This window comes from Aeribacillus pallidus (assembly GCF_050478865.1).
Taxonomy (GTDB): domain Bacteria; phylum Bacillota; class Bacilli; order Bacillales; family JACDOC01; genus JACDOC01.
In genome coordinates this window covers 1-18,613 of record NZ_JBCNBW010000059.1, presented here as the reverse complement: position 1 = coordinate 18,613, position 18,613 = coordinate 1, and the positions used below count along the sequence as shown (strand labels likewise).

Genomic DNA, 18,613 nt, shown 5'->3' with positions numbered 1-18,613 from the left:
CCTAAATTAAGGAACGTCTTACCATCACACTAACGCCTTTTGGTACATAAGCAGCCACTTTCGCCCCTGATTGATTTATAGTAACCCAACCAAGTCCGGAAAAGACAATATCTGTTTTTGCTTCTTTAATGGTAAATTCAAACCGTTCCAATGTTGGAACCGAATCCATATATTCTTTTCGCGGTGGTTGTAATAGCTCGCCTTTATGTTTTTCATACAATGCATCGGCATTTTCAAGCTTTGTTCGGTGGATATGTAATTCGTTCGATAAGTAACAAACAAACGGTTGCCGTTCTCCTTGAATGAAGTCAAAACGGGCCAAACCACCGAAAAATAACGTTTGCTTAGGATTTAACTGAAAAATTTTCGGTTTGATTTCTTTTTTCGGCGTAATAACTTTCAAATCTTTTTTATCAACGAAATGAGCCATTTGATGATGATTAATGATTCCTGGTGTATCAATTAACGCTTTTCCATCATCAAGCGGAATTTTAATCATATCCAACGTCGTTCCTGGGAAATGAGAAGTCGTAATCAAATCCTGCTCTCCTGTAATTTCTTTAATAATCCGATTAATGAATGTAGATTTTCCAACATTCGTACACCCAACGATATAAACATCTTGGCCATTTCGATATTGTTCAATAGTATGAATGGCTTCTTTAATCCCATGTCCTTTAGAGGCACTAACGAGTAATACATCCACTGGTTTTAAACCAAGCTGTTTCGCCTGATATTTCATCCAGTTGATCAACTTCGTATGTTTCACCGATTTCGGTAGTAAATCTGCTTTATTTCCAACTAATAAAATCGGATTTTTTCCGACAAAACGATGAAGGCCAGTTAACCAACTTCCATTAAAATCAAAAATGTCAACGATTTTAACAACCAGACCATTGGATTGACCAATTTCATTTAAAATTTTCAAAAAGTCATCATCCGTTAATGACACATCTTGGACTTCATTATAATGCTTCAAGCGAAAACATCGTTGACATAAAATTGGATCTCTTTCTAAAGCAGATGGTGGGGTATACCCTAATTCTCCTTCATGTTCCGTTTGAATTTGAACCCCACATCCGATACACGTCAATAGTTCCTCTTTCACACTTCTTCCTCCCATTGAATCTTTCCTCTTTTTCTAAAAAAGTTCATTATTTGGCGTTCGATTTTTCGATTCACTTTTGTCCACGTTCCATCTGTTTTGGAAACGGGAACGACTAAAATTGTATAAAATCCACTCAAATTACCACCTAAAACGTCCGTTAACAACTGGTCACCGATAACGACCACTTCTTCTTTTTTTAACTTCATAATGGCTAATGCTTTGCGGAATGCTTGTCTCATCGGCTTTCGTGCCTGAAAAATAAATGGAATATGAAGTGGCTCTGCAAAAGCCTTTACACGTTTTTCATTATTGTTTGACACAATGGTGACAGCAATACCCGCTTCTTTCATGGCGTCGAACCATTTGATTAATTCCGGAGTAGCCTCCGGTCGATCCCATTCAACTAGCGTATTATCTAAGTCGGTAATAATTCCTTTAATTCCCCGATCTTTTAAATCCTCTGGTGTTATATGAAAAATACTCTTCACATATTCATTCGGAAGAAATTGTTTAAGCACAACTTGACACCTCAATATTTTACAATGTTTTTGAAAAAATTCACGTCATATTCAGTAATTATTCGGCAGTTTCAACATAACCATAATTGTATTACAACCGTCAACTAAAAGAAAAATAAAAATTTTTCGACAAACCTCACAACGTTCCCAACTTGTGGATAATTTTATTCACAATGCACACAAGGATAAACGGGATTATTTTCTATTTATTAACAACTTAACCACAATTTATCCACGATTCCTTGTGGATAACGGAACGCTTGTTCTCTATTCGATCTTTTGATAGAGTTAAGATACAGTAAGGCAACCTTATAGTATATGTACTTAACAAACGTTTGAGAATATTTATTTTGGAGGTGAGCGACAACTATGAAACATTTGTCAGATGAATTACTCATTGAAGCTTATTTTAAAGCAAGAGCCTTAAAGTTAAGTCCAGATTTTATTCAATTAATTGAAAAAGAAATACATCGTCGCTCGTTGTCCCACAAAATTATGGCAACTTCTTCATAATTGACTCAAAAAAGTAGTATCAAATCCACTCTCCCTATTTCCGTCCCATTCTAATTTCATTCCTAATGAGCAATTTGTAATGGAAATCCCTGCGATCTACGCAGGGATGTTTATTTTTCTAACATATTATTGTACCAATTTTTTGTCCAACCTTCACATCCATAGGGACGTTAATCTCAGAACTTAGTTGGAACGTTTCTTCGTTAAACAGTAAAATAACTGTTGACCCAAATGAAAAATAGGCGATTTCCTCCCCTTTTTCCCACCGTTTATTTGGGTTGCTAATATGGATGGAGTTAACAAACATCGCTCCTACTTTTACAATGGCGATGCTTCCTTGGGAATGCTTTAATTCGGTAATCCGACGATAATTTTTTGATAATGGCGATTTCCCATATTTTAAACCATATTTATTCACTGGATAGGATAATCCCCCTAGACTCCATTGTTCCATTACATCTCCTGTGAAAGGACTATGTATCCGATGGTAATGACCAGGACTTAGATAAAAAATGATATACATTCCACCACGATAGCGTTCTGCTATTTCCTCACTGCCGAGCATTTCACTAATGGAATACGTTTTTCCTTTCACAAAGATTTCTTTGGTTGGGGTAACCTTTCCTACATCTACAATCACCGCATCTACGGGACTAACAACACTCATCGGTTCCGATGAAATGGGCCTAGTTCCCTTTTTTAGCTTCCGGACAAAAAACTGATGTAACGTTTTATAATCATCCATACTCTTTTCCATTTCTACCGCATTTATTCGATAATAGCGTGCAAACGAACGGATGAAAGATTTGCTCATTCTGGAACGTGTAAATTTATACAATCCGTATGAAACAAAGCGCTGGTTTGTTAGTTCGATAAAACTACGATATATCCATTTTTTCAATGATGTTCCCTCCAAAGATTCAAGAAAAATGTCCCTTAACTAAAAGGAATTTCCGTCATATAATTAAATATTATATAATAAAATTATAAGGCTCTTTTAGAAAAGAGGTGGGGTAATTGTTTTTTTCGGAAGTTGTTGATCATACAATCAAAAAGCTAAAATCCCAAACAGCCAATGTATTGACGCTTTTCAATTTATGTTTGGGTTGTTTTGCAATTATTGTAGGGCTAAACGGTAATTTAAATTTAAGTACCATTCTCATTTTTTTAGCGGCATTAGCTGACCGTTTTGATGGTCGTGTTGCCCGAAAGCTGCAAATTGAATCGGAACTCGGAAAGCAGTTAGATTCGATGTGCGATATAATTTCGTTCGGTGTCGCGCCCGCTCTCTTATTATATCAAGGAGTGCTCGCCGAATTCGGATTTCCTGGCGTATTTTTCACTATTTTTTATATCGGGTGTGGAGCCTTTCGTCTAGCCCGTTTTAACATTACGGAGCAAAATGGCTATTTTACCGGCCTTCCTATTACTGCTGCAGGTTGTCTCCTAACATTAACGTACTTAATCATCCCTTATATTCCGCCTCAAATGATTCTATTCATCTCCATCGTGTTATCATTTTTAATGATTAGTACTTTTAAACTAAAAAAAATGTAGAGGGAACGCTTCTGGGCGTCCCCTCGTACCTTCCTTATATTTTTACCAATTCCAGTTAAATCGACCAAAACCGAAAATAAGCAGCAAAATGAGTAATACAACCACCAATGCAAAGTACCATCCTCCATAACCATACCTATAACCATAACAAGGATACGGATATGGATATGGATAACAACCAGGGCCGTATGGATAACGCATGAATGTTCCCCCTTTATTAACGTGTTATTTATATCGTATGTATGTACCTTTTTATTCGTTTAGGCTTTTCTCACAGGTTCCGTTCATGAAATTAATATAGAAGGTGATAGATGGTTGAAAGTTGTTATTTTATGTCGGATATGTAACGGTGCAGGAAAGATAAAAAAATACTTCCTTTTTCGAACCGTTTGTCAAAAATGCCATGGAACAGGAAAACGAATAATCAGGTTGAAAGATCATCGCAAGGAGATTCCCCCTTTTTCTTAAGGACTAGCAAAATACTATTTTCTTGTCATACATATGAATTATAGCAAAAGTCCTCATGGGGGGTGAAGACGTGGCAGGTTTCTTTACAGCCATAGGCTTATTTATGAAAGAGCTTGTATTTTTAGTATCCTACGTCAAAAATAATGCCTTTCCTCAGCCGTTGTCCTCAGAAGAAGAAAGAAGGTATTTAAAGAGAATGGCAAAAGGCGATGAAGAAGCACGAAACATTTTAATCGAGCATAATTTACGCTTAGTCGCTCATATCGTAAAAAAGTTTGAAAATACAGGAGAAGATACAGAAGATTTAATTTCCATTGGTACGATTGGATTGATCAAAGCGATAGAAAGCTTTTCTGAAGGCCGTGGAACAAAACTAGCAACCTATGCAGCTAGGTGTATTGAAAACGAAATTCTCATGCATTTACGCGCCTTGAAGAAAACGAAAAAAGATGTCTCCTTACACGACCCAATCGGTCAAGACAAAGAAGGAAATGAAATATCATTAATTGACGTCCTGAAATCCGATTCCGAAGACGTGATTGATACGATTCAATTAAATATGGAACTGGAAAAAATGAAGGAATATATTGACGTGCTTGATGAGCGGGAAAAAGAAGTCATTATCGGCCGGTTTGGCTTGGATTTACAAAAAGAAAAAACACAACGCGAAATTGCAAAAGAGCTCGGAATTTCCCGCAGTTATGTGTCGAGAATTGAAAAGCGAGCATTAATGAAAATGTTTCATGAGTTCTACCGTACTGAAAAAGAGCGCAAAAACCAAAATAACAGTGATTCGTAAAGTCCTTCGACGAAGAAGGGCTTTTTTTAGTAAGATTTTTTTAAACTACTTACCAATTTTAACAATTTTCTTATCACAAAATGTCCTAAACAAAAAAACTGCCTTGTACGGCAGCTGAAAGAGGGGGTAATGTTTAGCTTGGATAATCGATTTAATTTGTTTCGATTTCAGCGCTTACTTCAGCAGTAATGACTAAACCGATGGCGGTACAAAGCACTAAACCGATTACGATGGCAAACATTTTATTCACTCCTTTGTTTGGAAATCACCATCTATTTATAAGATAGCATGATTTGCTTGAAGCGACATTGTGAAAAAGTGAACATTCGGTAACGATTTTGTGGCAAGGTTGTGAACATTTCATTAATTGGACATAGAGGAATGATTCTGGCACATAAAAGTTCTATTTTGGCACATAAGTGTATTGATTTAGAACTAAAGATTACAAAATGGCAGTACCACCCGTATTTGGGCTCATAGAATCGACATTCAACTCGGGTATTAACCAGACCTTATAGCATTATGAACATATCAATCTAGCTCAGTTAGAAAAGGTTCCCACCGTCAATAAAAAACAAACAACGCCATCTCCTGACGTTGTATGCTACTCCTCTAAATGTTGAAGTTGTTTTTTACATTTTAACGAGTAGTTAAAACAACAACCCGCTAAGGAAATTATTAAAAATGTGCCACTCATGAGCCAAATGTCATCGCCAGTCGTTTTTCCTTCCATTGGAATGACGACTCCTAAATAAAGGAACACGCTTAAAGCTAATAAAATGTATCCGAATCGTTGAAAATCAATCATTTTTTCTTTTAATTGTTTAACTTTTGTTTCCATCCGATCACCTATCTTTCTTGTATCCTCTTATTCTACTTTATCATAGTTCCCTCCTATTTTTTGTAAGTAAATAACGGTAATTTTAGCATAAAAAACCCCTCGATGAACAAACATCGAGGGGTTTTTTCGTTTTATACTTCAAGAGCTTGTTTTAAATCTTCGATTAAATCTTCTACATCTTCTAATCCTACGGAGATACGAATTAATCCGTCGGTAATACCAAGTTCTTCGCGGCGTTCTTTCGGAATAGAAGCATGGGTCATTTTTGCTGGAACAGAAATTAGGCTTTCAACAGCTCCAAGACTTTCTGCCAACGTAAAAAATTTCACTTTATTTAATACCTGATCTGCTTTTTCCGCTGAGCCGACATCGAAGGAAACCATGCCGCCAAAGCCGCGCGCTTGCTCTTTCGCAATATGATGGTTTGGATGTGTCGCTAATCCAGGATAATAAATTTTAGTCACGGCTGGATGTTCGCTTAAAAATTCCACAATTTTTTGCGTATTGGCCTCATGTTCTTCCATGCGTACACCTAATGTTTTGATTCCACGCATCAGTAACCATGAATCTTGTGGACCAAGAACGCCACCGGTTGAATTTTGAATAAAATGAAGATCTTCTCCTAGTTTTTCATTGTTAACGACAACTAAGCCTGCGACCACATCACTGTGACCACCTAAATATTTCGTCGCACTGTGAAGAACAATATCGGCACCTAATGAAATTGGGTTTTGCCAATATGGTGTGCTAAACGTGTTGTCGACAATCGTCAGTAAGCCATGTTGTTTTGCAAGGCGTGCCGCTGCTTTAATATCCGTAATTTTTAATAATGGGTTGGTTGGTGTTTCCAAATAAATTGCTTTCGTATTTGGACGAATTTCTTTTTCAATATTGGCTAAATCGCTCGTATCAACAAATGTCGATTCAATACCTAAGCGGTTTAATACTTTGGTCATCACACGGAACGTTCCGCCATACACATCGTCTGTTAAAATGACATGGTCTCCGCTATTAAACAACATCATAACAGCTGTAATAGCCGCCATCCCTGAACCGAACGCAAAACCGCGTACGCCACCTTCTAAATCTTTAATTAATTCTTCAAGCGCATGTCTAGTTGGGTTCCCCGTACGAGAATATTCGAATCCTTTATGGCCGCCTACACCTTCTTGTTTATAAGTACTTACTTGATAAATTGGAACAGAAACCGCTCCCGTATGCGGATCTCCAGAAATTCCACCGTGGATTAATTTTGTTTTTGGACGCATGTTACATCCCACCTTCGTATATTTTTTTACTCAAGTAACGTTCACTAGAATCTGGAAAAATAGTGACAATATTCGTACCAGGTTTGGCACGTTCTGCTTCAATTAACGCTGCGTGAAGCGCCGCACCAGAAGAACTACCTACAAGCAGACCTTCTTTTTCTGCTAGTTGTTTGACTCGGTCAAAGGCATCGACGTCTAAAATGGTATGAATCGCATCAAAATAAGATGGATCCATATAGGCTGGTAAAAATTCCATGCCAATTCCTTCTGTTTTGTGTGGACCAGGTTCCCCGCCGTTTAAAATAGATCCTTCAGGTTCCACAATAACCGTTTTTATCTCTGGATTTTTTTCTTTTAAGTACCGAGCCGTTCCCATAAATGTACCACCCGATCCGGCACCTGCGACAAAGATGTCAATTTGTCCGTCGAGCTGTTCCCATAACTCAGGTCCTAGCGTTAAATAATATGTTTCCGGGTTGGCAGGGTTAGCAAATTGTTGAGGAACATAACTGTTTGGAATTTGTTCCGCAAGCTCTTTCGCCTTTTGAATTGCCCCTTTCATCCCTTTATTTGTCGGGGTATGGACAATTTCCGCACCTAGCGCTTTCATTAACTCTTGTTTTTCCATACTAAACTTTTCCGGGACACAAAAAATAACCTTAATTCCAGAATTCACTGCTGCTAGCGCTAAGCCTATCCCTGTGTTGCCAGCAGTCGGCTCGATAATGGTTCCACCTGGTTTTAATTTTCCTGATTCGAGCGCATCTTTAAGCAATTGTTGTCCTAAACGGTCTTTTATGCTCCCACCTGGGTTGAAGTATTCAAGTTTTGCAAATATACGAACCCCTTCTGGCTTTGGAAAATGATGTAGTTCAATGACCGGGGTATGTCCAATTAGTTCATGAACGCTCTGATAGACTTTCATACTCTAGTCCCCCTTCAAAACACCGTTCGCGATACGATGAAAGTAAAAGGCCTTAGAGTAGGCCTTTTACTTGTTAAGCATTTTTTAATGTAGCAATAATTTTCATGACTAGGTTAGCCGAATTAACTGCTGCTTTTTCTAGATATCGTTCAAACGAAACGTTCGATTCTTTTCCTGCAATATCAGATAATGAACGAATAATGACGAATGGGACATTGAATTGGTACGCCACTTGGGCAATCGCCGCCGCTTCCATTTCAACCGCTTGTAAACCGGTGAACTTGTCGCGAATATACTCTACCCGTTTCGGGTCGTTCATAAATGAATCACCAGTGGCAATTAATCCACTTGTCACTTGAATGTCTGACATTTCTTTTGCACATTCAATCGCAATCGTTTTTAATTTTTCATCTGCCACATAAGCAGCAGGCATTTGTGGTACTTGACCATATTCATAGCCGAATGCTGTCACATCTACATCATGGTGACGTACTTCCGTCGAAATCACGACATCCCCTACGTTTAACGACTGGTCAAAACCACCAGCTGAACCAGTATTAATGACTACATCTGGACGAAAATGGTGTAACAAAATAGCCGTTGACATAGCAGCATTTACTTTTCCGATTCCTGAACGTAATAAAACAACGTCCACTCCGTTCATCTCACCGGAAGTAAATTCACAGCCGGCGATCGTTTCTACTGTCCGGTTTTCAATATGATTCCGAAGTAATTGTACTTCTTCTTCCATTGCACCGATAATGGCTACTTTCATGACTACAACCTCTTTCTGTAAAAATGTTGAAACATGGATTACCGTTTCACCGCTTCCATTAACCAAACAAAATCATTGCAACGTTCAAACGTCACCGAAAAGCCGTTTTGTTCCGCTAACAAACGTAACACTTCGTGAGTTGTATAATATTCACGATGCAAATCCTCTGCTAAGTTATGGAATCCGTTAGCTAACGCTTGTTGAATCGTCTCTTCGTACGCTTCTTTTGACTCGAACATCGTGTCGGCAAAGACTATTTTACCACCTTTCGCTAACATCTTTCCATACAATTCAAAGGCTTTCGCTTTTTCTTCATCCGTTAAATGGTGGAACGCATAGGTGCTCACAATGGAATCAATGTGTTCGTTTACTTCAAACGATAAGAAATCCCCATCTAACAATATCGCTTTTCCTTGAAGCTTTTTTTCCGCTTTTTTGCGCATTGCCAGAGATGGCTCAACGGCTATGACTTTACGTTGACGTTCGATCAGCTTCAAAGTTAAATTTCCTGTACCAGGACCGAATTCAAGTACCGTACCAAACGAACGATCAGCCGTTTTCGTTAATATATCCTCATAGTGTTCGAACACTTTTTCATATTCCAAATCATGACCTGAAACAGTCTCATCATATGATTCCGCCCATTGTTGAAAAATATCTAAAAATTCACGTCCCATAGGAATACACTCCTTACCTATATACTAACAATTCCTATAAATTTAGTATGAATTTAAAAGTTAAACTGTTCTCAATGTACCATATTCCAAAACATTGGGCAACAAAAAAATATTGGTGACAAAGTGGACAATCGGTAAAATAAAGACGGAGGGATGAAAATGAATATTCAATTAGATTTGTTTGAGGACAAAGTGGAATTTTTTGAAGCGTATGATTTAAAAACATTAGAAAAAAAGATTAATGAGCAAATTGACCATAATAAAGCCATTATGTTAATGGTTCACTCAGTTCACCACCAAGTTCAATTTGATCCCGATGGACGAAAATATTATACGGCCGTTGTTCATTTTAAAAGGAAGAAGTAAGCCAATGGATTAGTCTTCTCCATTGGCTTTATCATTTTCTTTTAACAATTCAATTTTTGTTGGTTTCCAACCTTTTTCGTCAACCCATTCGATATACACACGATACACATCGGAAGATTGGGATGTCGTTATCGTACCGATTGCCGTATGAGGTGAACCCCCGTTTTCGACATACCAAACGGTCATCTCATCTACTGCGACCCCAAGGGCATACGCAATAGCTTGGAGCTTTTCTTCCCAATCGAGCGAATCTTTATCATACGATGATACATGCTCTCCGGTTTGGTTTGTTCCAATCGGTTCCCAGTTTGCCTTGACAACGGTTTGAATGACATTCGGATCGTCGCTTCCCTCCGTGACAATAACGTCTTGATCATCCATTGTTTCAACATCATCTTTTGGTTCATAGTTAACGGTATCTGTCGTTTTATCTTCCTTTGTTGCAGCATTCTCCGTATCGTCATTTGTTAATCGGTTATCGCTATTGGATTTCGTTTGTTCTTCATTCGTTTTTTTCGTTGTTAGTTTTGTGGCCGAATCGGCTCGTTCATCGTCAGTGTTGTTCCAAAATAGCGAACCTCCAATCAACAAAATAAATAAAAGAACAATTCCAATTAAAATATTTAAAACTCTGTTCGTTTTTCTCCGCCGTGCTCGGCGTGAAGAACGTGGTCCTAATTCATCTATATATTTTCCCATGAACTCTCCTCCCCCATTTTCCTCGTCTCTATTGTACCATGTCTTTTAGAAACAATGGACAAAGTGTTACAATTATTCAAGTAACTGTGGTTCCGAAAGCGTATTATTGTGGTCCCAATCGTATAAAAATTGAACAACTTCTTGATAAAGAGGAATGACGCTACCTTTATCTTCCGGTACATTCATATTAACAACAACTAACGCATATTTCGGTTCATTAAAAGGAAAGTACCCTGCAAACCATTTATGATAAAGCTGACGCCCCTCCACAAACATCCCTGTCTCGGCCGTTCCCGATTTCCCGGCTACTTCATAAGGCATTGAAGCTAGCCATCGTCCGGTACCTTTTTCACTTGTAACCACTTGTCGTAACAGATGTTGTAGACGGGAGGCGGTTATCGACGATATGGAAGCTTCTTTACGTTGTTGCTGTAATGTCTTCATCGTGGTTCCATTTTTGTATTTAATTCCTTTTACCGACATGACCTCCATTTGTATTCCACCACGAGCGATAGTCGCCATCATATTGGCCACCGCTAATGGCGTTACTCGAACATCGTGTTGGCCAATAGCGGTTTGGGCGATGAAATTGGCATCGTTACGGTCGTCCTCTTTTGAAAAAAGTTGTCCTTTTTCTTCTCTTATGAGCGGTTGAAAGGAAGAAAAATGAAACAAATCGCCTCTCCAACCAACAGGACCTAATAGCCCTAATTTTTCCGCATAAGTGTCAAAAAATTGGGGGTCTTGTTTACTGAATTGTTTCGCTAACAAAGCAAACGTCCGGTTACAACTTTGAGCAAAGCTTTCATCAAAGGTAAGCATGCCAAGTTCACGATTGTCTTTTTTTCCATATATATCAAGATCACAATTAAATGTTGCTCCTTCTGAAAGCTCTCCCCTTTCTACAGCTGCCGCAGCCACCACCGTTTTAAAAATTGAGCCTGGTGGAAGGGACGTTATCATCCGATTTACAATACTGTTGTTCTCGTAAGGATCAGCTAAATTCATTTTCGGACGTGAAACCATGGCTAAAATTTCATTCGTCTGAACATCTAAAAGGACAAGCCCTCCTTCAGTCACGCCGTGGAAATCAACTAATTGTTCTACTTTCGCTTGAATGTCAACATCAATGGTTGTTTGTACATTGACAGGATAAAACGGGTTCGATGGAGTGAGTAGCTTTACATCAATTCCAAACAACGGGTCCCCTTCTCCATCTACATGATACAACAGCTTCGTCTCTTGTTCAGCAATGAGAAACTCATCAAAAGCTAATTGTAACCCCGAAATTCCAATTTGGGCAGCTTGTTTAACATTTTTATCCGGATATTTTTCGTGTAGCGGTTGATTGGTTTGTCGAGTAATTCCAATCAAGTGTTGGGCGATATGTTGTTTTTTCGGATATTTTTTGATCATCGCAAAAACCCCAGGAATTTCTAGAGCATTGATTTGCTGCATTTGCTCCTCCGTAAGCGAAAACGGAACTTCCGTTTTTGGATGTTTTAATTCAAACGGTACTTTTGCTTCCTTCACTTGCTTTTCTAACGTCTCTACTGGTAGCTGTAAAATTTGAGCTACCTTTTCTTTTTCCCAATTCAATTGACGTAAAAACGGAAACAATATTAAAACGGTAAATTCGTCATACGTTATAGGCTTACCATAGCGATCTAAAAAGGCCCCTCGTCCCTCGTCAATAATTAGTTGTTGAGTTCGTTGGCGGACACTTGCTTCTAATAAGTTAATATGATGCTTGGAAAAGTCTTCTGTTTGAAATAATTGAATTTGAGCTAACCTTCCAAGATATGTAACAATCATCAGTAGACAACAACACCCCAACATGACCATTCGTCGTCTCAAAAGCAACACCTCAAATTCATTGTTGACGAATTGCCTTCGTAATAATCATGAGAGAAAAAGAGACAATAAAAAAACGTGCTGAACATCGTAAGTTCAGCACGCAAATGCTTCCTTTATTTTATAGCAATAATTTTGACAGTCATGTCACCGCCTGGTGTTTGAACAACTACCTCTTCCCCTACTTTACGACCAAGTAAACTTTTCGCAATCGGGGAATCGTTCGAAATACGGCCTTCGAACGGATCGGCTTCTGCACTACCTACAATCGTGTATGTTTCCTCTTCACCGTCTGGTAATTCAACAAACGTAACGGACTTACCAAGGGAAACGGTATCTGAATTAAGCTCATCATCTTCAATGATTTTCGCATTTCGAATCATTGTTTCTAAAGTGGAAATACGGCCTTCAACAAACGCTTGTTCTTCTTTCGCTGAATCGTATTCAGAGTTTTCGGAAAGGTCTCCGAAACTGCGCGCAATTTTGATACGCTCGACTACTTCTTTTCTTTTAACCGTTTTTAAGTATTCTAATTCTTGTTCTAATTTCTCTTTACCTTCTTTAGTCATTGGATATACTTTTTCGTTAGACAAAACTATTCACTCCTCTTCATCCAAATTGTTCGCCTATGTAAAATAAACGGAACGAAATATAAGTTTTTGCGCGTCCCCAAAAGGAGGGCGCGCAACGAAATGAACAATCTTTCTCACTTATTTATATTTGATATCTATGATATCGTATTACAAAAATGCTTTTTGTTCAAGAATTGTTTGAATTTTTGTGACCATTAAGTCGATAGCGACATGGTTTTGGCCACCCTCAGGAATGATAATATCGGCATAACGCTTTGTCGGTTCGATAAATTGGTTATGCATCGGACGAACGACGTTAATGTATTGGTCAATGACCGATTCCATTGTTCGTCCGCGTTCTTTAATGTCCCGTTGTAACCGTCGAATGATGCGAATATCTGCATCAGTGTCAACATACACCTTAATATCCATTAAGTTGCGCAATCTTTCGTCCTCTAATACTAAAATGCCTTCTAAGATAATCACATCTTTTGGTTCAACATGAATAACTTCGTCAGAACGGGTATGCAGTTTATAGTCATACACAGGTTTTTTAATCGGTTTGTATTGTAATAATTGATGTAAATGTTCAATTAACAAATCGTTATCAAAAGCAAGCGGATGATCATAGTTCGTTTTTAACCGTTCTTCAAATGGTAAATGACTTTGGTCTTTATAATAATAATCTTGTTCCAGCATTAAAATGGAATGACCTTGAAAATGATCATAAATGGCTTTTGTAACACTCGTTTTTCCGGACCCCGATCCGCCCGCTACACCAATGACTACGGGTTTACGATTCATCTTTCTTACCGGTTCTCCTTTCGCATCATGTTGTATTTATAAACTGGTTGGTTCACTTTAAAGCGCACGATTTGTAATGGATGGCGAGCAGCCTCAAGTTCATTTCCATCTTCATCCCAAATCGTATCAATAACTTGCGTAAAGTTTTCGATTTCTGGACCGAAGAACTCGACTTCGTCTCCCGGCTTAAAGTAATTACGTTGTTGCAATGTCACCATTTGTGTTTCAGGGTCATAGTCTAACACAAGTCCGACAAAGTCGTACTTTGTTTTCTTTCCATGAACCCCGAACATTTGCTCTTGATATCCTGGGACGCCTTCAAAGAAAGCCGGAGCCGTATCCCGGTTCGCACATTTATCTAATTCTTCTAACCATTCCTTCTTAATTTTAAAGTTATCTGGGTCAGCACAATAAACGTCGATTACTTTACGATAAACGCTTACCACTGTCGCTACGTAATGAATTGATTTCATACGACCTTCGATTTTTAAACTGTCAATACCGAGCTCAATCATTTTTGGAATAGATTCCACTAACTTTAAGTCTTTGGGACTCATTGCAAATGGGGCGTCGTTTTCAGAGAATAACGGAATTTCATTTCCGTCGTTCCATTCATATAAATCATAATCCCAGCGACAAGACTGACAGCAACCACCACGGTTAGAGTCACGTGCTGTCATGTGGTTACTTAATACACAGCGACCGGAATAAGAAATACACATCGCTCCATGAATGAACGTTTCAATCTCGATATCCACTTTTTCTTTTATTTCACGAATTTCCTCTGCACTGGTCTCACGCGCTAATACAACACGTTCAAGTCCTTCTTCCTTCCAAAATTGAACAGCCTTCCAGTTAGTAAGGGATTGTTGCGTACTTAAATGGACTTCTAATTTTGGAGCGACCCGACGACATGTTTCAATAATGAGGGGATCAGCGACGATGATTCCCGTTACCCCTGCATCTTGAATGCCCTTTAAATATTCTTCTAATCCGTTAATGTTTTCGTTATGGGCATAAATATTAGTTGTTACGTACACTTTTGCTCCGTACTTATTAGCAAACTCCACTCCTTCTTTCATCTCTTCTAACGTAAAGTTATCAGCGTTGGAGCGTAACCCATATTCTTGTCCACCAATATATACCGCATCAGCACCGTAATGAACGGCAATTTTTAATTTTTCTAAGCTGCCGGCTGGTGCGAGTAGCTCTGGTTTTTTGACAATGACCCGTTTTCCATCAACAATGGTTGATATTTTATCATTTTTTACTACCGTCATCTCTGACCCTCCTTTAATACACCGTTTCTTTAAAGAAGAAACCTGTATCTAACGGACGATTTTCCGGTTGAATTTCTTCAATTTTTGCATAAAGCTCATCTTTTATCTCTTCGTAACGATCGACGTCTTCTACGCATGTATCAATCGCTTGTCGATAAAGTTTTGTTACTTCGATAATGTATTCAGGGCTTTTTAAAACCCCGTCAATTTTAAAAGAATCAATGCCGGCTTCGATCATCTCTTGTAATTCATCAATGATACAAATATCATTTGGACTCATAATATGAGTACCGTTTTCATCTTCGAAAATTGGATATTTATTATTACGTTCTTTATCGTGTAAGAACATGTTTTTATTTTGTTTTCGGTTTTCGATTTCCATCACTTTTCCTTGGTATTCAAAATAGTTACCAAGTAACGTCCGCTTCGATTGAAACATGCACGTCATTCCGTGCACTTGCACTTCGATTTCTACTTCCGCGTGTTCTTTAATTTCTAAAATGGCATCCATGTTAATTTCACGCGCAAGAACAGCACGTTTAGCTCCTTTTCTTCCCCAATAATTACATGTATACCAGTTCGTCGCAGTTGTTTCTGTATTCCAGTGCAGCTTCATTTTTGGCGCTACTTCTCGAACGGTCATCAACACCGCTGGGTCACCAAAAATAATCGCATCCGCGTTAATCTCTTGGACAAATTTTACATAGTCAGCTAGTTCATCGACTTTATCGTTGTGAAAGATCGCGTTCATTGCAACGTATACTTTTTTTCCACGACTATGAGCAAGTTCAACCGCTTTTTTTACATCTTCTCTAGAAAATTCACCTGCTAATCGTAACCCGTAGCGCATTTCTCCAACGACAAACGCATCTGCTCCTGCATCGCAAAGCGGCAGAATATCGTCTACTGACGTTGGTGTCACTAACAATTCAGGCTTTTTCATTGCTTCCACCTCTTTTTTTACTTATTGCAATCCCGTCACCTACAGGAAGAATGATCGAATGATACGAAGGATGGTGCATTAACCATTCATTATAGGCTCTAATTTTTTTTACTAATTGCTTGATTCGCTTATTGTCGAATTCCTCGGCGACGACTAGGCCTTTAAATAACACGTTATCGGAATATATACTTCCCTCTGATGTTAAAAGTCGTTCATATAACTCAAAAAACTTTTGATATTGCCCTTTCGCTGCATCGATAAAAATCGCATCAAAAGGGCCCCATTCCTTCACAGTATCGAACACTTCTAAGGCATCCCCAAAAATAGGTTTTACCCGATCGCTAGCATCTGAACGTTGAATATATAAAAGAGCTTCTTCATATCGTTTTTTATCCCGCTCAATGGTTACAACGGTTGTGTTAGGTAAGGCATAGGCCATTCGTAATGCCGAATAACCGATGGCCGTCCCGATTTCTAAAATCGTTTTGGGCTGTTGAAGACGAAGGAACTGTAGCAATGCTTCCATCCCAACCGACTCCATTATTGGGACGTTTTGTTCTTTAGCATATTGTTCCATCTCTAAAAATAAGGACGACTTCTCACGAATGAAGGAAGCGATGTACGACTCTATCCTTTGATTCACGACAACATCCTCCTTTTTCCCTAAACTGGGAAAGTTGTCGGTTTTAGTTAAAAGATAATCACATGAAAAAAAGCGCTCACAGGTATAGAAACATGAAAAAGAGAAAGCGGAGTCGCTTTCTACTTACCATACATCTGTGAAATACGCTTTTGGAACATACTTTATCTATTTTAACATAAAAGAATATGGAAAGCGAATATTTCTTTCCATATTCTTATCAATTATTAGTTATTCGTAATATATTTCGCTTTTAATTCGTTATGCTCTTGAAGAGTAGTGGAATAGAACACTTCTCCTTCTGCGTTGGCTAAGAAGTAATAATAATCCGTATCCGCTGGGAACAAAGCAGCTTCAATGGACATTTTCCCCGCGTTCGCAATCGGACCCGGCGGCAAGCCTTTATGAATATACGTATTATACGGGGATTGTACTTCTAAATCTTTGTATAACACTCGATCTTTATGTTTGTTTAAGGCGTATAAAACCGTTGGGTCGGTTTGTAATGGCATTTCGGCATCTAAACGGTTATAAAAAACACTGGCTATTTTTTGACGGTCAGCTTTAGCTGTTGCTTCTTCTTCAATAAGAGAAGCTATCGTTAACAATTCGTGTACGGATAAATTCCGCTCAATTATTGCATCTTCATATTCACTAATAACTTCTACGGTTTTTTCTAACATGATATCGACAATTTCCTCTACTGTAGGGTTGTCTTCATACATTGGATACGTTGCTGGGAATAAATACCCTTCAAGAGGATATTTAATATTTTCATCTAAAATTTCTTCCGTTAATAATGCTGGATATTTGTTCATTATATTCTTAATAAATTCTGGATCATTCAACTGACTAAAAACGTCTTCACTCTTTTGATTCGTTTTTTCCGCAATAATTGCGGCAATTTCAACAAGCTGCAACCCTTCAGGAATTGTTAGTTTCCATTTTACTTCTTGATATACTTTTCCTGTTTTTAAACTCTTAATAATTTGTTGTAACGTCATTGACGGAGATAATGCATATGTTCCCGCCTGAAATCCTGATTCATTGTTAAATTTCACATAATAGCGAAAGATGGTTGCATTTTTAATGATTCCTTTATCTTCTAAAATGTTCGCAATGGTAGTGACACTCGAACCGATTGGAATTTCTACCTCAATTTGCTTATTACTATCCGCATCAAGTGGTTTTAATGCCGAATTCACGTACCAAAATCCACTAATGCCAACCACTAACATTATGACAACGATCGTTAATGTAGTAAAGAAAACAATTTTTCGAACGGTTTTTGCTTCTTCTTTTCGTTCAAGCAATTTTTTATACATTTCCTCTCGATAACCTTTCTTTTCTGTCATCTCCGCTCCCCCTTCCAAAAAGTGGGATATTCGTTCCTTTACTCATCTTCACTATTATACTATAAAATCGATCACATGCTAGACCAAATTCTTTTTTTATCAAAATTCCATAAAAATGAAAAGAGATATGCCATCTATAGCGTAGTAAAAAGGATAGGTATCAGCGATGTTTAAAGATTTAGCTTGTTTAGATAACTCCATTCATTTTCACATCAATGCCAAAAATAGAATTAAAAATCAGATAAGAATGCTTTATGTACCACTTTTGATTACTTTTGCACCAAAATGAGGATGTTTTGCACCTAATGATTGGAATATGTACTTCATAGCTTTTTTTGTTATTTACAAATTATATTTTTTTCACCAACCGTTTCATCATTTAACAAACAAAAATGACCACTTTAGAAGTGGCCATTCGGTTTCTTATTCTTCATCTTCTTCAGCTAAAAATGTGTTAAGCATTTCTTCAATCATATCCCATTCTTCTTCCGTTTCAATCGGCTGCAATTCGCCGCCGTCATCGTCCTCACCAGGTGTGAAGGCAGATGCCATAATTTCGATTTCTTCGTTTTCGTCTTCTTCAGCACCTACTGGGTAATAAAGAACGTACGACTTATTAAATTGATCAGATTCGGCTCTATACTAAATGTG

21 protein-coding genes and 1 pseudogene are annotated in these 18,613 nt (G+C 38.1%); 4 read left to right on the top strand and 18 right to left on the bottom strand.

The genetic code is table 11. From position 1 onward, the window contains the following. Position 1: 1 nt before the first annotated feature. Positions 2-1,123, bottom strand: a complete 1,122-nt coding sequence (gene yqeH, locus ABES52_RS12780) for a ribosome biogenesis GTPase YqeH (RefSeq protein ID WP_429651552.1) — start codon at positions 1,121-1,123, stop codon at positions 2-4. Beyond that, the gene (locus tag ABES52_RS12775) at positions 1,105-1,626 is read right to left on the bottom strand and encodes a YqeG family HAD IIIA-type phosphatase (RefSeq protein ID WP_429651550.1); all 522 of its coding nucleotides are present in this window, start codon (positions 1,624-1,626) and stop codon (positions 1,105-1,107) included. The genes yqeH and ABES52_RS12775 overlap by 19 nt, the downstream gene beginning before the upstream one ends. 369 nt (positions 1,627-1,995) lie before the next feature. Between ABES52_RS12775 and ABES52_RS12770 the strand changes: the two genes are divergently transcribed. After that, positions 1,996-2,139 (top strand): sporulation histidine kinase inhibitor Sda, encoded by a 144-nt coding sequence (locus ABES52_RS12770; protein WP_429651548.1) that lies wholly within the window; start codon positions 1,996-1,998, stop codon positions 2,137-2,139. A gap of 118 nt (positions 2,140-2,257) precedes the next feature. Here ABES52_RS12770 and ABES52_RS12765 read toward each other — a convergent pair whose 3' ends face one another. Continuing rightward, positions 2,258-3,040: a phosphatidylserine decarboxylase gene (locus ABES52_RS12765; RefSeq protein ID WP_429651546.1), complete on the bottom strand. Its 783-nt coding sequence runs from the start codon at positions 3,038-3,040 to the stop codon at positions 2,258-2,260. Positions 3,041-3,156: 116 nt separating this feature from the next. Here ABES52_RS12765 and pssA point away from each other — a divergent pair, with 116 nt between their 5' ends. Beyond that, complete coding sequence (gene pssA, locus ABES52_RS12760; protein WP_429651544.1) at positions 3,157-3,696, top strand: CDP-diacylglycerol--serine O-phosphatidyltransferase; 540 nt, start codon at positions 3,157-3,159, stop codon at positions 3,694-3,696. A gap of 42 nt (positions 3,697-3,738) precedes the next feature. On the opposite strand, the gene ABES52_RS12755 is transcribed toward pssA, so the two are convergent. Then, positions 3,739-3,897, bottom strand: a complete 159-nt coding sequence (locus tag ABES52_RS12755; protein WP_429651542.1) for a hypothetical protein — start codon at positions 3,895-3,897, stop codon at positions 3,739-3,741. Positions 3,898-4,234: 337 nt separating this feature from the next. Here ABES52_RS12755 and sigK point away from each other — a divergent pair, with 337 nt between their 5' ends. After that, positions 4,235-4,963 carry an RNA polymerase sporulation sigma factor SigK gene (sigK, locus tag ABES52_RS12750; protein ID WP_429651540.1) on the top strand — a complete coding sequence of 243 codons (729 nt, stop codon included), beginning with the start codon at positions 4,235-4,237 and terminating at the stop codon, positions 4,961-4,963. Between the two features lie 604 nt (positions 4,964-5,567). Here sigK and ABES52_RS12745 read toward each other — a convergent pair. The 5 genes from ABES52_RS12745 to ABES52_RS12725 form a co-directional block, all read right to left on the bottom strand. Then, positions 5,568-5,804: a YrhC family protein gene (locus ABES52_RS12745; RefSeq protein ID WP_429651538.1), complete on the bottom strand. Its 237-nt coding sequence runs from the start codon at positions 5,802-5,804 to the stop codon at positions 5,568-5,570. A gap of 131 nt (positions 5,805-5,935) precedes the next feature. Further along, positions 5,936-7,072: a bifunctional cystathionine gamma-lyase/homocysteine desulfhydrase gene (locus ABES52_RS12740; RefSeq protein WP_429651536.1), complete on the bottom strand. Its 1,137-nt coding sequence runs from the start codon at positions 7,070-7,072 to the stop codon at positions 5,936-5,938. A 1-nt stretch (position 7,073) separates the two neighbouring features. Further along, entirely contained in the window at positions 7,074-7,997 is a 924-nt protein-coding gene (gene cysK / locus ABES52_RS12735) for a cysteine synthase A (RefSeq protein WP_429651534.1), read from the bottom strand. A 73-nt stretch (positions 7,998-8,070) separates the two neighbouring features. Further along, positions 8,071-8,772: a 5'-methylthioadenosine/S-adenosylhomocysteine nucleosidase gene (mtnN, locus tag ABES52_RS12730; RefSeq protein ID WP_429651532.1), complete on the bottom strand. Its 702-nt coding sequence runs from the start codon at positions 8,770-8,772 to the stop codon at positions 8,071-8,073. 38 nt (positions 8,773-8,810) lie between these two features. Continuing rightward, complete coding sequence (locus tag ABES52_RS12725; RefSeq protein ID WP_429651530.1) at positions 8,811-9,449, bottom strand: class I SAM-dependent methyltransferase; 639 nt, start codon at positions 9,447-9,449, stop codon at positions 8,811-8,813. A gap of 159 nt (positions 9,450-9,608) precedes the next feature. Here ABES52_RS12725 and ABES52_RS12720 point away from each other — a divergent pair, with 159 nt between their 5' ends. After that, positions 9,609-9,815, top strand: coding sequence for a YrzA family protein (locus ABES52_RS12720; RefSeq protein WP_429651528.1), 207 nt, complete (start codon positions 9,609-9,611; stop codon positions 9,813-9,815). A gap of 9 nt (positions 9,816-9,824) precedes the next feature. Here the strand turns inward: ABES52_RS12720 and ABES52_RS12715 are convergent, their stop codons facing one another. The 9 genes and pseudogenes from ABES52_RS12715 to ABES52_RS12675 all read right to left on the bottom strand — a co-directional run. After that, positions 9,825-10,514 carry a YrrS family protein gene (locus ABES52_RS12715; protein WP_429651527.1) on the bottom strand — a complete coding sequence of 230 codons (690 nt, stop codon included), beginning with the start codon at positions 10,512-10,514 and terminating at the stop codon, positions 9,825-9,827. 72 nt (positions 10,515-10,586) lie between these two features. Continuing rightward, positions 10,587-12,329, bottom strand: a complete 1,743-nt coding sequence (locus ABES52_RS12710; RefSeq protein WP_429651526.1) for a peptidoglycan D,D-transpeptidase FtsI family protein — start codon at positions 12,327-12,329, stop codon at positions 10,587-10,589. A 155-nt stretch (positions 12,330-12,484) separates the two neighbouring features. Continuing rightward, positions 12,485-12,961: a transcription elongation factor GreA gene (gene greA / locus ABES52_RS12705; protein ID WP_429651525.1), complete on the bottom strand. Its 477-nt coding sequence runs from the start codon at positions 12,959-12,961 to the stop codon at positions 12,485-12,487. Between the two features lie 147 nt (positions 12,962-13,108). Beyond that, a complete protein-coding gene (gene udk / locus ABES52_RS12700; RefSeq protein WP_429651524.1) occupies positions 13,109-13,744 on the bottom strand; it encodes a uridine kinase in 636 nt (211 codons plus the stop codon). A gap of 5 nt (positions 13,745-13,749) precedes the next feature. After that, positions 13,750-15,024, bottom strand: a complete 1,275-nt coding sequence (locus tag ABES52_RS12695; RefSeq protein ID WP_429651523.1) for a peptidase U32 family protein — start codon at positions 15,022-15,024, stop codon at positions 13,750-13,752. Between the two features lie 13 nt (positions 15,025-15,037). Then, positions 15,038-15,967, bottom strand: coding sequence for a peptidase U32 family protein (locus ABES52_RS12690; protein WP_429651522.1), 930 nt, complete (start codon positions 15,965-15,967; stop codon positions 15,038-15,040). Continuing rightward, the gene (locus ABES52_RS12685) at positions 15,954-16,610 is read right to left on the bottom strand and encodes an O-methyltransferase (protein ID WP_429651521.1); all 657 of its coding nucleotides are present in this window, start codon (positions 16,608-16,610) and stop codon (positions 15,954-15,956) included. The genes ABES52_RS12690 and ABES52_RS12685 overlap by 14 nt, the downstream gene beginning before the upstream one ends. A 224-nt stretch (positions 16,611-16,834) precedes the next feature. Then, positions 16,835-17,962 carry an endolytic transglycosylase MltG gene (mltG, locus tag ABES52_RS12680; protein WP_429651520.1) on the bottom strand — a complete coding sequence of 376 codons (1,128 nt, stop codon included), beginning with the start codon at positions 17,960-17,962 and terminating at the stop codon, positions 16,835-16,837. Between the two features lie 423 nt (positions 17,963-18,385). Next, positions 18,386-18,595: pseudogene (locus tag ABES52_RS12675) on the bottom strand (DUF1292 domain-containing protein); the annotation flags it as partial. Positions 18,596-18,613 lie beyond the last annotated feature (18 nt).